The 14,640-nt window shown below is 38.9% G+C and carries 15 protein-coding genes; 9 read left to right on the forward strand and 6 right to left on the reverse strand.

The genetic code is table 11. The features are described from left to right. Positions 1-96 precede the first annotated feature (96 nt). Positions 97-690: a fasciclin domain-containing protein gene (locus tag KIV10_RS10680; RefSeq protein WP_214113500.1), complete on the forward strand. Its 594-nt coding sequence runs from the start codon at positions 97-99 to the stop codon at positions 688-690. 78 nt (positions 691-768) lie between these two features. On the opposite strand, the gene pheT is transcribed toward KIV10_RS10680, so the two are convergent. Continuing rightward, entirely contained in the window at positions 769-3,195 is a 2,427-nt protein-coding gene (gene pheT, locus KIV10_RS10685; protein WP_214113501.1) for a phenylalanine--tRNA ligase subunit beta, read from the reverse strand. Between the two features lie 176 nt (positions 3,196-3,371). Here pheT and KIV10_RS10690 point away from each other — a divergent pair, with 176 nt between their 5' ends. The 3 genes from KIV10_RS10690 to KIV10_RS10700 are packed head-to-tail and all read left to right on the forward strand — an operon-like array spanning position 3,372 to position 5,637. Next, complete coding sequence (locus KIV10_RS10690; RefSeq protein ID WP_214113502.1) at positions 3,372-4,763, forward strand: MATE family efflux transporter; 1,392 nt, start codon at positions 3,372-3,374, stop codon at positions 4,761-4,763. Positions 4,764-4,806: 43 nt separating this feature from the next. After that, positions 4,807-5,037, forward strand: a complete 231-nt coding sequence (locus KIV10_RS10695) for a hypothetical protein (RefSeq protein ID WP_214113503.1) — start codon at positions 4,807-4,809, stop codon at positions 5,035-5,037. Between the two features lie 33 nt (positions 5,038-5,070). Further along, complete coding sequence (locus tag KIV10_RS10700) at positions 5,071-5,637, forward strand: phosphatase PAP2 family protein (RefSeq protein ID WP_214113504.1); 567 nt, start codon at positions 5,071-5,073, stop codon at positions 5,635-5,637. Position 5,638: 1 nt separating this feature from the next. On the opposite strand, the gene KIV10_RS10705 is transcribed toward KIV10_RS10700, so the two are convergent. Genes KIV10_RS10705 through KIV10_RS10715 form a run of 3 tightly spaced genes read right to left on the reverse strand, consistent with a single transcriptional unit; the run spans position 5,639 to position 8,596 of the window. Then, positions 5,639-7,264: an ArnT family glycosyltransferase gene (locus tag KIV10_RS10705; RefSeq protein ID WP_214113505.1), complete on the reverse strand. Its 1,626-nt coding sequence runs from the start codon at positions 7,262-7,264 to the stop codon at positions 5,639-5,641. Continuing rightward, positions 7,254-7,889 (reverse strand): lipid-A-disaccharide synthase N-terminal domain-containing protein, encoded by a 636-nt coding sequence (locus KIV10_RS10710; RefSeq protein WP_214113506.1) that lies wholly within the window; start codon positions 7,887-7,889, stop codon positions 7,254-7,256. Before KIV10_RS10710 ends, KIV10_RS10705 begins: the two co-directional genes overlap by 11 nt. Next, on the reverse strand, positions 7,886-8,596 hold the full coding sequence (locus KIV10_RS10715; protein WP_214113507.1) for a glycosyltransferase family 2 protein: 711 nt from the start codon (positions 8,594-8,596) through the stop codon (positions 7,886-7,888). Before KIV10_RS10715 ends, KIV10_RS10710 begins: the two co-directional genes overlap by 4 nt. Positions 8,597-8,774: 178 nt before the next feature. Here KIV10_RS10715 and KIV10_RS10720 point away from each other — a divergent pair, with 178 nt between their 5' ends. Next, positions 8,775-9,716, forward strand: a complete 942-nt coding sequence (locus tag KIV10_RS10720; RefSeq protein ID WP_214113508.1) for an NAD-dependent epimerase/dehydratase family protein — start codon at positions 8,775-8,777, stop codon at positions 9,714-9,716. Positions 9,717-9,718: 2 nt separating this feature from the next. Here the strand turns inward: KIV10_RS10720 and meaB are convergent, their stop codons facing one another. Beyond that, on the reverse strand, positions 9,719-10,798 hold the full coding sequence (gene meaB / locus KIV10_RS10725; RefSeq protein WP_214113509.1) for a methylmalonyl Co-A mutase-associated GTPase MeaB: 1,080 nt from the start codon (positions 10,796-10,798) through the stop codon (positions 9,719-9,721). Between the two features lie 95 nt (positions 10,799-10,893). Here meaB and KIV10_RS10730 point away from each other — a divergent pair, with 95 nt between their 5' ends. After that, entirely contained in the window at positions 10,894-11,331 is a 438-nt protein-coding gene (locus KIV10_RS10730; RefSeq protein ID WP_214113510.1) for an organic hydroperoxide resistance protein, read from the forward strand. A 63-nt stretch (positions 11,332-11,394) separates the two neighbouring features. Here the strand turns inward: KIV10_RS10730 and KIV10_RS10735 are convergent, their stop codons facing one another. Continuing rightward, entirely contained in the window at positions 11,395-11,928 is a 534-nt protein-coding gene (locus KIV10_RS10735) for a DUF2383 domain-containing protein (protein ID WP_214113511.1), read from the reverse strand. 201 nt (positions 11,929-12,129) lie between these two features. Between KIV10_RS10735 and KIV10_RS10740 the strand changes: the two genes are divergently transcribed. From KIV10_RS10740 to KIV10_RS10750, 3 genes are read left to right on the forward strand one after another with little or no spacing between them, the layout of a single operon-like run. Beyond that, on the forward strand, positions 12,130-12,621 hold the full coding sequence (locus KIV10_RS10740; RefSeq protein ID WP_214113808.1) for an RNA polymerase sigma factor: 492 nt from the start codon (positions 12,130-12,132) through the stop codon (positions 12,619-12,621). Beyond that, a complete protein-coding gene (locus KIV10_RS10745) occupies positions 12,605-13,219 on the forward strand; it encodes a hypothetical protein (RefSeq protein ID WP_214113512.1) in 615 nt (204 codons plus the stop codon). Before KIV10_RS10740 ends, KIV10_RS10745 begins: the two co-directional genes overlap by 17 nt. Next, positions 13,191-14,621, forward strand: a complete 1,431-nt coding sequence (locus tag KIV10_RS10750) for a YggN family protein (protein ID WP_214113513.1) — start codon at positions 13,191-13,193, stop codon at positions 14,619-14,621. The genes KIV10_RS10745 and KIV10_RS10750 overlap by 29 nt, the downstream gene beginning before the upstream one ends. The last annotated feature ends 19 nt before the right edge of the window (positions 14,622-14,640 follow it).

Genomic DNA, 14,640 nt, shown 5'->3' on the forward strand with positions numbered 1-14,640 from the left:
TTAAAAAAGTATTAAAGTTCGAAGATTGCGAAACCGCCATTTTCGAACTTTCGTTTATAATGCAAATAACATTTTATGAATCTTAAAAATTACCACATGAAAAAATTAAACTTTTACACACTCGCGGTTATGGTCTTTTCATTTATAATTTCCTCAGGAGCTTTTGCACAGGAGAAAAAAATGATGGATCAAAAAAACAGCGAAAAAACAGTAATGGTTGGCGGAGCCGCAATGTATCCCAGCAAGAATATTGTTGAAAATGCAATCAATTCTAAAGATCACACCACACTCGTTGCAGCGGTTAAAGCTGCAGATTTAGTGAAAACACTTCAAAGTGATGGCCCGTTTACCGTTTTTGCCCCAACAAATGCCGCTTTCAGTAAACTCCCCACAGGTACAGTTGAAAATTTACTGAAGCCAGAAAATAAAGAAAAATTACAGAATGTTTTAACCTACCATGTGATTTCCGGAAAACATAGTGCAATGGATATTATGAACGACATCAAAAAAGGAAACGGAACCGCGACTTATAAAACAGTTAGCGGAGGTACAATCAAAGCTATGATGAAGGGAAAAAATGTTGTGCTTCAAGATGAAAACGGCGGAATTTCAATGGTCACTATTGCAGACGTGAATCAATCTAACGGTGTAATTCACGTTGTGGACAGCGTGGCGCTACCAAAAATGTAATTACCTACTATTCTATACTCCCCAAATCTAAAAAAGCGGCTCTTTTTGAGCCGCTTTTTTTATTTTCTGAAAAAACAATTAGCGCAAAACGGCACCAAAATCCTTTTCAAATTTTTGCTGCAATTTGTTCATGATTTTATCAATCTGTTTATCGGTAAGCGTTTTTTTCTCGTCTTGAATTGTAAAACTAAGCGCGTAGGATTTTTTTCCTTGTGGAAGATTTTCGCCTTGATAAACATCAAAAAGGGAAACATTTTTCAAAAGTTTTCGCTCGGTTTGTGTGGCGGCATTTTTTAAATCTGAAAATTTTACAGAATTATCCAAAAGCAAAGCAAAATCACGCTGCGCAGCTTGATATTTCGCAATTGGTTTAAATTTTAAATCTTTCGTGGAAATTTGTTTCAAGATTTCATCCCAATGGAAATCCGCGAAAAATACCTCAGCTTCAATATCAAATGCTGCTGTGATTTTCTTTTTTACGATTCCGAAATCTACAAGAGTTGCTTTTTTTCTTTTAAATGAAAGCGCTTCGGAAAAAAAGTCACTTTCCGAGGAATCTTCAGAATAATCACTTAATCCCAAGCGTTCCAAGATCGCGGAAACACTTCCCTTTCCGAAGAAAAAATCAGTTTTCTCTTCACTTACGGCCCAATTTCCTTCAGATTTTGATCCTGAAATGAATAGCGCCAAATGTTTGATTTCAGTTCTGTTTCCAGGGAAATTATGATAGGTTTTTCCAAATTCAAAAAGACGCAAATTGCTGTTTTTTCTATTGCTATTGTAAGCAATGGCTTCCAGGCCGCTGAATAACATCGCTTGCCGCATTACGGAAAGATCCTGACTCAGCGGATTGAGCATTTTTACGCTATAGTCTTCCTTGAGCGCATCACTCAATGAAAGATATTTTGGTGTGGTAAGCGAATTGCTCATCATTTCGTTAAAACCCAGTGCGGTAAGCTGTGCCGCTATTTTACTTTGTACTTGGTAGTCTTCCCCCATTTTTATATTGCTGATGGAGGCATTCAGTTTTTGTGTAAACTTAACGTTGTTATAACCGTAAACGCGCAAAATTTCCTCGATAACATCAACGTCCCGTGTCACGTCATTTCGGTAAGCGGGAATAGTCATACCTATGCCTGTTTCCGTAACGTTGTTAATTTTCATTTCCAGCGAGGTAAGTATATCTTTTATGGTTTCCTTAGGAATATTTTCTCCAATCAGCTTGCTTGCTTTTTCGAAATTCAGAAAGACTTGATGGTCTTCAATTTTCTTCGGATAAATATCTACCAAATCACTCGTTATGTGGCCTTCCGCAAGTTGTACAATCAATATTGCCGCATGGCGAAGGGCATAGTCCGTTATATTGGGATCAATCCCTCGCTCAAATCTGAAAGATGCGTCCGTGCTTAGGCCGTGTCTTTTAGCAGTCTTACGAATACTTACCGGATTGAAATACGCGCTTTCCAGAAAAATACTTGTTGTGTTTTCGGTTACGCCACTTTGAATTCCCCCAAAAACGCCCGCAATGCACATCGGTTTTTCAGCATCACAAATCATAAGGTCTTCTTCGTGCAATTCACGTTCAACACCATCCAATGTTGTGAACTTTGTGCCCGCAGGCAAGGTCTTCACATTAATTTCTTTCCCTGAAATTTTTTCAGCATCAAATGCGTGTAAGGGTTGGCCGAGTTCGTGCAGCACATAATTTGTGGCATCTACCACATTGTTGATTGGTGATACGCCAATGGCACGCAATCTATTTTGAAGCCAATTGGGAGATGGTCCTACTTTTAGGCCGCTAATTGTAACGCCACAATAGCGAGGCGCAAGTGAATTGTCCTTAATCTTCACGGCAATTTTCAAGGTGCGGCTCTCCACGCCGAAATTGCTCGTAGAGGGCGTATTAATTTTAGCTGAAATGCCCCGATGCAAAAATCCTGCTTTAAGATCACGCGCTACACCCCAATGGCTCATTGCATCTGCGCGATTTGGGGTTAATCCTATTTCAAAAATTTTATCGTTTTCAATTTCAAAAATCTTGGCTACTGGAGTTCCGGGTTTTAATTTTGAATCTAAAATAAGAATGCCGTCGTGCGATTTTCCAAGGCCCAGTTCATCTTCCGCACAAATCATCCCTTCGCTGGATTCGCCTCTAATTTTTCCTTTATTTATTTGCCAGGGTTTTCCGTCGTTATCAAAAAGTGTGGTGCCTATGGTTGCCACGGGAACTTTTTGCCCGGCCGCCACATTCGGTGCCCCACATACTATTTGCAGATTTGTACCGGTACCCACATCAACTTTTGTGATTTTTAGACGATCCGCGTTTGGGTGTGGAATGCATTCGAGTACATGACCAACTACAACCCCTTCCAAACCTCCTTTTACTGATGAAAAATCTTCAATCCCTTCTACTTCAAGGCCGAGATCGGTTAATAATTCACCTGTTTTTTCTGCATCCCACGGTAGATTTATGAATTGTTTGAGCCAATTATAGGAAATGTTCATTTTTGAAAATCTTAAAGAGGGGCAAAGATAGTATTTACTTTGAAGTTTACAGGGTGGAAATCTTATGCTTTTCATTTTGGCGAAGGACAATAATTGAAATATAACTGGATATTAATATTTTCGGTTTGGGGATTTTTAAGAAAATGCAAATCCTATCTTTGCCCAAATTTTAAAAATTGGCACTTTCAGACTACACCCAAGAGTTCAAATACAACACAAAATTGGCTGCCCCAGTGATTTTGGGTATGCTCGGGCATACGCTCGTGGCTTTCGTGGACAATGTGATGGTGGGTCAAATGGGAACTGCGGAACTTGCCGCGGTGTCGCTGGGAAATAGTTTTATGTTCATCGCTATGTCACTGGGAATAGGCTTTTCCACAGCCATAACACCTCTAGTCGCAGAAGCGGATGGAGAAAATAACTTTGAAGCTGGAAAATCTGCATTCAAGCATGGTCTTTTTCTTTGCACGGTTTTGGGAATCGCATTGGTATTGATTGTTTTCGCGGCAAAGCCTTTAATGTATGTTATGGGTCAGCCGCCGGAAGTAGTGGATTTAGCCATGCCTTATTTGAATTTGGTTGCCATCTCGCTCTTGCCTTTGGTTGTTTTTCAGGGTTTTAAGCAATTTAGTGATGGTCTTTCCATGACCAAGTACCCAATGTACGCAACCTTCGCTGCGAATATTGTAAACGTAATTTTGAATTATCTTTTCATCTTCGGAAAATTTGGCTTTCCCGAACTGGGTATCGTGGGTGCCGCAATAGGGACCTTGGCATCACGTGTAATTTTAGTTGGTTATCTCTGGTTTCTTTTGGCGAAAAATGAAAAATCGAAATATTTTGTAACCCAAATAAAAATTTTCAATTTGGCAAAACCAATGCTTAAAAAATTGATCAATTTGGGCTTTCCTTCTGCCATGCAAATGTTTTTTGAGGTTGCCATTTTCACTTGTGCCATTTGGCTATCTGGAGTTTTGGGAAAAAATCCACAAGCGGCCAATCAAATCGCGCTCAATCTGGCATCCATGACATTTATGGTTGCAATGGGTTTTAGCGTAGCCGCAATGATACGCGTGGGAAACCAAAAAGGCTTAAAAAATTATGTGGATTTAAGGCGAATAGCATTTTCCATTGTTTTGCTCACCACCATTTTGGCGGTTATTTTCGCCCTGTTTTTTATGGTTTTTAATACCGCACTTCCAAAACTCTATTTGGATTACGATGACCCAAATCTTTTTGCCGATAATTATGAAGTAGTATCAATAGCTTCGCGGTTGCTAATTATTGCGGCGGTTTTTCAAATATCAGACGCGCTGCAAGTTGTGGCTTTGGGCGCGCTGCGTGGCTTACAAGACGTAAAAATTCCAACCATTATTACCTTTGTTGCATATTGGGCAATTGGTTTTCCCATAATGTATTACTTGGCAATTGCCACAAATCTGGGAAGCGAAGGATTATGGTACGGACTGTTGGCTGGTTTAACGGCCTCTGGAGCTATGCTTTTTGTGAGATTTAACTATCTTTCGAAGAAATTAATTCGGAGAGAATTAGAAATCAATGCTGTATAAATAAAATTTTTTCAGAAAAATTAAACACGAAATATATCAAAAAATGGACTTTCCAAAATATTTATTAGGCGATAACAGCGATTATCCTAATGCAATTTTCGTGATACACACGGAGTTTCCTCGCTTTATTATCAATCTTGAGGATGATGAGGTTGAATGGCTGGAGGATTTTGATGCCGAAGACCAAAAAGAATTGGAGGCAGAGGCCGAAAATTTAATCCAACAAGCCACGGAATTTTACGATCGGGAAATTGCCCGTTACGATGAAGATTAATTCAATAAATATTGAATTGTTTAAATCCTTTCCATGCTTGAAGAATTATTAAAATACGACACACAGTTATTCCTCTTTCTGAATAATCTTGGCAATTCTTCGTGGGATGGATTTTGGCGTTTCGTTACTGAAAAATGGTCTTCTATACCCATTTATGCCATTCTGCTTTATTTGGTTTTCAAAAATTATGGCTGGAAAGGAACACTCATAATCTTGATTTGTGTGGCATTGATGATTACGGCTACCGACCAAATTGCTAATTTATTTAAATATGGCGTTAAACGCCCAAGGCCTTGCCAAGTAGAAATTTTAAAAGAATCTATGCGGTTTGTGGCAGATGGTTGCGGTAGGTTCGGTTATTTTTCTGCACATGCGGCAAGTTCAATGGCGGCTGCGATTTTCTTGAGTCTAACCTTGCAGAAATGGTATAAATATCTTCCTTACTTTTTAATTATTTGGGCGATTTTAACAGGATATAGCCGTATATATTTAGGCGTTCATTATCCGCTGGATGTCTTCAGCGGAATGATTTTCGGAGGTTTTTTGGGCTGGCTTTTCTTTAGATTACAGAAATGGGGGCAGCGCCGCTTCAATCAATAACCTAATTTTTGGTTACTATAAATAAGTCCCGGTAAAGTCGCTCCTTATGCGTTCGGCTGTCTTTTCCTTTTGGGTTCATATCATAGCGAGCCTGTCGCTCTCTTCTAAATGTTGGGAAGGTCTGCTTGAAAAGTTCCAGATTTTCTTCAGAAACCAATACACCAAATTTATTTTCTTCTGGAATTTCTATTTCATTATTTTTTCTAAGGATTTCAATTTTTTCACCGTAATCCCAAACCAGTTCTGGCGTAAAGTCGGTAAGCTCGTAAACTTCAATATCAGTTGTTTCCTGCCATTTTTTTAATTCTGAAAAAGATTTGTACTCCGCATTTATAGTAATTGCATTGCTTAGCGGAAGACCAAACCATATTATGGAAATAATAAAGACAATCGTCAAATAAAAAACGCGATCAATGTTCCTTTTATAGAGATTTCGAAACATTAAAAATCCAATAGCAAAAAGACAGAAGGAAAGAATAACAAACCAAAGCCAATATCCAGAAATTCCATTTTTCAGAAAAAAATAGCCTCCAACTGGAAAAATAATTCCGATGCTAGCAATAAGCCCAAAATTGAAATAAACCGGAATGGTTTCTTTTTTATCTCTTAAATCTTTAAATCTTCTGAAAAGATATTCGATATAAAACCCTGTGTTCAGCGCCATAGGGATTAAAACGGGCAAAAGGTAACGCGATTTTTTTTCGGGAATCAATGAAAGTAAAATTACCGAAAGCAGCGTCCAAAGAAATGAAAATAAGTATGCTTTTTTGTTGAAAACACGATTTTTCAAATAGGGGTAAAGTAGCCCAATAAACGCGGGAATAGTCCAGACGCCGCTTTGCGTGAAGAAACTCCAGTAATAGTAAAAAGGTTTTGTTTCGTAATTGATCCAATTTGTGGTTTCGTTTTTCGTGATTTCCGCAGCCGCGGGATCAAATTTCATCGTGTACCAATGCCACCAACCGGAAATGACGAACGCCACGGCCAAAAATGCCAAAAGTGGCAACCATCGAGACTTAAAATTTTTGAATCTGTAAACAATTCCGAATGAAATTAAAAAGGGTAGCAGTAGGGCATACAATGAAACGGGGCCTTTGCTCAAAAATGAAAATCCGAAGAAAATCCCCGCAAATAGTGCATTTTTAAATTTGTCATTTTCTTCAGTGAAAAATTTAAATAACAGAAAAATACAGAGCATCATAAACCCGTGCGTGTAAATATCCCACTGTCCATCACGCGCAGAGGCCACTATGTAAAAGGAAGTTGCTAAGACTAATGAACTGATGAAAGCATATTTTTTTTCTGAGGTAAGTTTTTTGGCAAATTTGTATGAAAACAAAACCAAAACCATCGAAATAATTGCCGCCGGAAGCCTAAGCGCCCATACATTCTTTATTCCGAAAATTGCACCTGAAAATGCAGTTAGCCAAGTGGGCAAAGGCGGTTTTTGATAGCGAGGCTCGCCGTTGATTGTAGTTAAAATCCAGTTCCCGTCCGTTAACATTTCCCGCGCGGTAATAAAATTTCGGGCTTCCATGATATTTACTGGCAGCGAATTTAAATTGACGAAAAATATCGCGGCACACGTTATTAACAATAACCAAATGTAATTTTTTTCAATTTTCATATTGACCCTGTTTTTTCCAAATGAAAATATTTCGAACGTAAATTATAAGTCCTGCAATGTGCCCCACAAAGAGAACGGGATCTTTTCTGAAAATGGCGTACGCCAAAATTAGGGATGCCCCCAAAACACTCATTCTCCAGAAGCCAACGGGCAATTGTGAAGTCTTTGTTTTTTCAGAATAAATCCATTGGTATATAAAACGAAGGGTAAAAATTACCTGTGAAATTATGCCCAGAAGTAAAAGCCAAAGCGGAATTGCTTCGTTACGGAAGAGTTTTTCAATATCGTATTGGCCATTATTGTAAGCATATAGTACAACGAAAATGGGAAACGCGAACAGAAATAGTTGAAACCATTTTGGAGATTTTTGCCATTCTCCCTGCAATTGCAAATTCCTAATATAGATATAATAAGTTAGCGCTTGTCCCAGCATTATAGCGAAGTCATTGCGCAAATGGCCGTACAAAAAAAGTAAAAACGATGCAAGAAGGCTGAGTTTCCAAAAGATGGATGGCGTGATTACACGTTTGTTTTTTTCGGAAAGAATCCACTGCAATATTAACCGTCCGCTAAATAGGATTTGCGCCAAAAATCCGACTGTATAAACAATCCAATTGCTGCTCATCCTTTGCTTTTAATCTCGTAATTGATGTATTTTTTTTTCATCCACAAATATGCGAAGCAATCCATCAACGGCCCTAAAAGTCTGTTCCAAAGGCCAAACTTGGCGGTTCCTGCAATTCTGGGGAAATGTTTGATGGGCACTTGAAGTATTTTTCCATTTTGTAAAAGAATCATCGCCGGTAAAAACCTGTGAAGTCCTTTAAACATGGGGATTCGTTTAGCAAAATCTGTTTTAATTACTTTTAATGGGCAACCGGTGTCGTCCATGCCATCGTGGGTAAATGCGCGCCGAATTCCGTTTGCAATTTTAGAAGACATATTTTTCACAAATTTGTCCTTCCTATTTGCGCGCACGCCTGTTACAAGGTCATATTCCCCAATGTGCTGCAACAAAAGATTGAAATCCTCCGGCACAGTTTGCAAATCGCTATCAATATAACCCGTTAGCGGTGCTTCCACGTGGTCAAAACCAGCTTTTATGGCCGCACTGAGACCACGATTTTCCTTAAAATTTATATAATGGAAAGCATCGTTTCTATTGCATATGGCTTCAATCAAGCTTTGGCTGTTATCCTTTGAGCCATCGTTCACGAATAGAATTGATGTTTTTTTTGAAGCAATTTTAGTATAAGCCAGCAGTTCCTTTTCAACCCGATCCAGGTTTTCCTCTTCATTATATACAGGTACGATGATGGTAAATTCGAACATTAATTTTTTTGAGAAGGTTTTTGCAAAAGTAATTTTTTTTAGGTTACGACTGCATTAGTTGCGGTGTTTCTACTTTATTGGCTAAAGTAATATCCAATATTGCCAGTGTTTTGCGTAAAAAGGTTTTATTTTGCCGAGCTATTAAGTGGGAAACAGAAATTTCTGAAATAAATTTTATATGAAAATACTCCTCACCGGAGCGGCTGGATTTATAGGTTCGCATACTGCGGAAAGACTTTGCGCTATGGGCCATCAAGTAATTGGCGTCGATAATTTTTCTGAATATTATGATATTTCATTGAAAAAATTGAATGCAGAAGCATTAACCGATGCGGGCATAACCGTGATGGAAATGGACCTGCGCACCGCAAATCTTAAAGAAAAACTACAAAGCGACTTCGATATTATTTTTCATTTTGCGGCACATCCGGGGATTTCAGCAAATTCTACTTTTGAGGATTATTTCAGCAATAATATTTTAGCCACGCAGCATTTGATTGAATATGCCGAAGGTTGTTCAAATAAACCCTTTTTCGTGAATATTGCCACTTCTTCCATTTACGGTTTGGAGGCAACTTTTCCTGAAGACGTTCCGCCGAAACCAGCATCTTGGTACGGTGTTACAAAATTGGCGGCAGAGCAGTTGGTACTTGCAAAAAGCCGCGAGAATAAAATAAAAGCAACATCTCTTAGGCTGTATTCGGTGTATGGTCCGCGTGAAAGACCGGATAAATTATACACAAGTTTGATTGATTGCGCCTTGAATGACAAGCCATTTCCGCTCTTTGATGGCAGCGAAAAACACCTGCGCAGTTTTACGTACGTGCAGGATATTGTGGATGGAATTGTAAGTGTTATTGGCAAAGAAGATTTGTGCAACGGTGAGATTTTCAATCTTGGAACGGAAGTAGAAAATACCACGGCACAGGGAATTGCCGCTGTTGAGGAAATTCTTCAGAAAAAAATTAAAACCGAAAACAAACCGCCACGTGCTGGCGATCAATCGCGAACCAAAGCGAATATTGACAAAGCAAGAAAATTATTGAATTATAATCCTAAAACAACCTTAATGGAAGGTTTAGAAGCACAGGTTTTGTGGTTCAAGGAAAATTTTATGTGAGGTTATTTCAGCTTCAATAGTTTTTCCGCGGCTTCAAATGGAGTGGTTTTATTTTCGTGAAGCAATTTCAATTGTATTTCCATTTCCTTTTTGACGGAAGCGTTTGAATAAAAATCACTTTTCAGTCTTCCTTCAATGGTTTGCATCAACCAGAATTTATCCTGCTCCTTTCTTTTTTTCTCAAAGAATCCATTTTTTTTTGTAAGCTCAAAATAGTTGGCGATGGTATCCCAAATCTCTACAATTCCTTCGTTTTTTAGGGCACTTGCGAGAAGTGTTTTTGTTGTCCAATCGTTTTCTTTGGAAGGGTAGAGGTGGAGCGCACGATTAAATTCTGTTTTTGCCAATTTTGCGGCTTTTAGATTTTCGCCATCTGCCTTGTTTATAACTATGGTATCTGCCATTTCCATAATTCCACGTTTTATTCCCTGCAATTCATCCCCCGCGCCGGCGAGTTTTAGAAGCAGAAAAAAATCTGTCATGGAATGTACGGCGGTTTCACTTTGTCCCACGCCCACCGTTTCAATAATAATAACGTCAAATCCGGCAGCCTCACATAAAATAATGGTTTCGCGCGTTTTTCTAGCAACGCCTCCCAGTGTTTCACCACTGGCAGATGGCCGAATAAATGCATTTTTTTCCTTTACCAATTCTTCCATTCGGGTTTTATCGCCCAAAATGCTGCCCTTGCTCAAACTGCTGCTGGGATCAACCGCGAGCACGGCAATTCTTTTTCCTTTTGAAATTAACTGCTTTCCGAAACTTTCAATAAAAGTACTCTTTCCCACCCCGGGAACCCCCGTTATTCCTATGCGAACAGATTTGTTTGCATGCGGAAGGCATGACTCAATGATTTGTTTTGCCTGGTTTTGATGTTTTGCGGCAGTACTTTCAATAATAGTAATGGCGCGGCTGAGTGAAATTTCATCGTGGTTTAATATTCCGGCTATCAATTTTTCGGTGGACGGTAATTTCTTTCTGTTTGCCCGAAGCGCAGCCGCTGCATTTTTATTTAAAGTCTCGGGTGGATTTATGCCTTCCTTTTCTTGAAGGAAACTCCTATTTTTTTTCTTTTTGGTCACGAAGTGAATTTATGACAATTTTATGAATATGTTTTTTAAAAAGCCGCTTATCGGTAGTATATTGAATTTCACTAAAATTAAAAAATAACAAGAAAATGAAAAAATTATATGAAGCCAAAGCTACAGCCGTGGGCGGTAGGGAAGGACATGTTTCCACAGATGATGGAAAAATTGACTTGGAACTTTCAGTACCAAAAGGTTTGGGCGGAGATGGCGGAAGCGGCACAGATCCCGAACAACTTTTTGGAAGCGCATATGCGGCCTGCTTTGGCAGTGCACTGCACATGATTGCCGATAAAAAGAAAGTCAAGCTAGGAGACGATTTCAGTGTTACGGCAACTATTGAAATTGGAAAAACAAAAGAGGATGAACTCCAGTTACGTGCAACGTTGGATTGCTATTTGCCCGGAGTAGATATTGAAACTGGCGAAGATTTAATAAATAAAGCCCACGAAGTTTGCCCATACTCTAGAGCAACTAGGGATAATATTACTGTCACGTTAAATCTTCTTGTAGACGAAGAAGAAGAATAAAAATAAAAACCATTGGCTATAGTAGCAAATGAAAAACCCCGAATCCAATTTCGGGGTTTTTCTTTACATAGCTTTTAAGTTTATAATTTTTCCGCCATCGCCGTCCTTGCCATCATCCTTTCCATCATTTTTTGGCGTTTCATCCTTGAACGGACTTTTTTTAGGCTGCTGTTGGGCTTGCTTGATGTACCACTCTAATTGGTACTTATGCTTTTCCAAAATTTCCAATATACCATCTGGCAACTCCTTGCGCTCCAGCAATTCCTCATATCTTTTAATATTATTGCGATCACGGCTCACACAGGAATTGATGATTGCCTGAGCATCAAAATGCTCAAGTGCTTCCTTCACTTCTTGCCAGGTTCTATCCAGATTTCCTTTTGTAGAATCTTGTTTTAGTGGCTCGATGTCCCTTGAGTGAAGTTCGTTGGAAATGTCGTGGCTCATTCTGTTTCGCTCCACCGCCATATAATTGAGGAAGCGTTTTAAATCTGTAGTTTGTGCATCAAGCGCGGCATTGTAATAGAGCTTTTCTGCTTCAAAACACGCCACGAGGAGGCGGTTCAATTTATCAAAATCTGCGTATTTCTTTTTCATATTGTACAATTTAATCAAAATTACTATAAATATGGTGTATTGAAAATTCTAATTCTCAAATGTTTCCCAAAATTTTCAACATATTTGCAACATCTACATTTTTGTTTCGTCATTTAAGAGAACAGCAACCAAAAACCATCAAGATTGTCTTCTGAATTATTACTTGTTGAGCAATGTAAGCAACAAAACCGCAAAGCACAAATGGCGCTTTATGGTCAATATTGCAACGGCATGTTCATTATCGCCCAACGGTATTTAAAGGATACCGCGGCGGCGGAAGACGCAATGCAGGAAGCCTTTGTAAAGGCTTTTCAAAAACTGAGCCAATTTAAAGGGGACGTCACCTTTGGGGCTTGGTTAAAAAGAATAGTTATCAATACGTGCCTGGATGTAATTAAAGCACGGAAGATGGAACTCCAGTCATTGAATGAGGAAGTATTCACGCTTACCGAAGTGGACAATGACTGGTCTGTGGAAGATGAAACAACGGTATCTGAGGTTTTAAAAGCCATTGAGGAATTACCTGAAAATTACCGAATTGCCACAAAACTTTTCTTATTGGAAGGGTATGACCATCAAGAGATTTCAGAAATAATGAATGTTTCTGAAAATGCATCGCGAACATACGTACACCGCGGAAAATTGAAATTGAAGGAAAAATTAAAACACTTGCGCTATGGCACAGGATATTAGGGAATTATTGAAAAACCACAAGCCGGAAGCTAAAAAGCTTTCTGTTGGGCACGAAGCGCGGTTTCTGCAAAAACTCGAGGCTTCTTTTCCCAAAGAAAAAATGGAAAGTAAGAAAAGCACTTTTTCTTGGCTGAAAGTTGCTTCAGTTGCCATCATTCTTTTGGCCGTGGGATTTTTTGGATATCAAGAATTGGTGTCTCCAAAATCACAAAATATTTCAACGGAAGAAATTGTGAATACAGACCCACAAAGTCCAAAGGTGGCCGAAAAGCCACAGATGACGCTCGCAGATATTTCACCCGATTTGAAAAAAGTGGAAGAATATTACAAAACCGGCATCAATGTTCAGTTGGCTTCACTTAAAATTACCAAGGAAAATAAAGATTTGGTAGATGGCTATATGCAGCGCCTAGCCGAACTGGACAAAGAATATACGGCCCTAAATACGGAACTCACCAGAGTGGGCCCAACGGAATCTACCGTAACTGCATTGATCGATAATTTGAAACTTCGTTTGGATTTGCTGTTCAAATTGAAAAACAAATTAAAAGAACTAAAAAATCAAAACAATGAACAATTCGAGACTATTCAATCGTAACGCCGTAATAGGCCTGTTATTGGCGTATTCAACCCTTGGCTTTGCCCAGAAAAATTATGTGGAGAGCTTCAACGTTTCCGAGAATGTTGAGGTAGAGGTAAATACTTCATATACGAATGTAATTTTTGAAACCTGGAACAAGGATAGGGTTGAAGTGGAAGCTTTTATTGAAGGAAGTAAACTTTCAGAAGAGGAAAAGCAGCGCTTAATGAAAAACTGGAATCTGGATATTACGGGCAACAGTAAAAAAATCACGATAAATTCCAACGCCGGAAATGATTTGTATGCCGCAAGCCCGATGCCGCCCATGCCACCTATGGATTTTATAGGCCCATTGATGGAAAATATGGTCATGCCTATGCTCAATAATTTTCAAGTGCCGCCATTGCCGCCAGAGGTTATGCAAAATGTTGGAAATATTCAGTTTGATTATGAAGAATTCCAAAAGGATGAAGAAGGATATATGAAAAAATTTGAAGCGCAAATGGATAAGAAATTCGGAAAAAACTTCGAAAAGAAAATGGAGGCGTGGGGCAAAAATTTCGAAACATCCTTTGACGAAAAAAAGGCCGATAGTATTGGCGAGGCCTACGGAAAAAAAATGGAGGCGTGGGGTGAGGCCTACGGTAAAAAAATGGAAGCGTGGGGCGAACAATACGGAAAGCAGATGGAAGCTTGGGCAGAAAATTTTTCGAAACAATTTGATGGCGAAGGAGATAATTACAGTAAAAAAGTAATCACCAGCCCAAATGGAAAAACGGTAATTATGAACGGAAGTAAAACCTATAATTCAACAGAAGGAAAATCAAATAAAACGATTATAATACGTCTTCCGAAAAATTCAAAAACCGCTATAAACGTTCGGCACGGCGAACTTAAAATGGCAGACGCCAATAATGTTCGGGCAACGCTTAATTATTCTGCATTTACTGCAAATAGTATTGATGGGGGGCAGACCCTCATCAATGCTTCGTATGCGCCTGTAGCCGTAAATAACTGGAAAAAGGGAACATTGAATGTAAAATACGTTGATGATTGCACTATTTTAACTGCTGAAAAAATAAATATGCACGCCAATTCCAGTGATGTGAAAATTGGAACAGTAGGCAAGGAAGCATTGCTTTCGGGTTCTTTTGGCGATTTGAAAATAGATAGAATTTCAGACAATTTTGAAACGTTGGACATCCAATTGGAAAACACAGATGCGATAATCAAAATTCCGGCGGTGGCATTTTCATTTTATTTCAATGGAAAAAAATCCACATTGAAATATCCAAAAACGCTTCAATTGAAAGAAACGAAATCGTCTGATCGCGCCTTGGTAAAGGGCTATAATCTTTCAAACGGTTCAAATAAAACACTTACCCTTAACGCTACCTACAGTAATGTTTCACTTCAATAAAAAACCCCAACCAAAAAGG

The sequence above is a fragment of the Aequorivita echinoideorum genome, assembly GCF_018476645.1.
GTDB lineage: Bacteria > Bacteroidota > Bacteroidia > Flavobacteriales > Flavobacteriaceae > Aequorivita > Aequorivita echinoideorum.

Coding starts and splice junctions, on each gene's coding strand:
- KIV10_RS10680 (WP_214113500.1), top strand. CDS start 97: ATGAAAAAATTAAACTTTTACACACTCGCGGTTATGGTCTTTTCATTT.
- pheT (WP_214113501.1), bottom strand. CDS start 3,195: ATGAACATTTCCTATAATTGGCTCAAACAATTCATAAATCTACCGTGG.
- KIV10_RS10695 (WP_214113503.1), top strand. CDS start 4,807: ATGGACTTTCCAAAATATTTATTAGGCGATAACAGCGATTATCCTAAT.
- KIV10_RS10700 (WP_214113504.1), top strand. CDS start 5,071: ATGCTTGAAGAATTATTAAAATACGACACACAGTTATTCCTCTTTCTG.
- KIV10_RS10705 (WP_214113505.1), bottom strand. CDS start 7,264: ATGAAAATTGAAAAAAATTACATTTGGTTATTGTTAATAACGTGTGCC.
- KIV10_RS10710 (WP_214113506.1), bottom strand. CDS start 7,889: ATGAGCAGCAATTGGATTGTTTATACAGTCGGATTTTTGGCGCAAATC.
- KIV10_RS10715 (WP_214113507.1), bottom strand. CDS start 8,596: ATGTTCGAATTTACCATCATCGTACCTGTATATAATGAAGAGGAAAAC.
- KIV10_RS10720 (WP_214113508.1), top strand. CDS start 8,775: ATGAAAATACTCCTCACCGGAGCGGCTGGATTTATAGGTTCGCATACT.
- KIV10_RS10730 (WP_214113510.1), top strand. CDS start 10,894: ATGAAAAAATTATATGAAGCCAAAGCTACAGCCGTGGGCGGTAGGGAA.
- KIV10_RS10735 (WP_214113511.1), bottom strand. CDS start 11,928: ATGAAAAAGAAATACGCAGATTTTGATAAATTGAACCGCCTCCTCGTG.
- KIV10_RS10740 (WP_214113808.1), top strand. CDS start 12,130: ATGGCGCTTTATGGTCAATATTGCAACGGCATGTTCATTATCGCCCAA.
- KIV10_RS10745 (WP_214113512.1), top strand. CDS start 12,605: ATGGCACAGGATATTAGGGAATTATTGAAAAACCACAAGCCGGAAGCT.
- KIV10_RS10750 (WP_214113513.1), top strand. CDS start 13,191: ATGAACAATTCGAGACTATTCAATCGTAACGCCGTAATAGGCCTGTTA.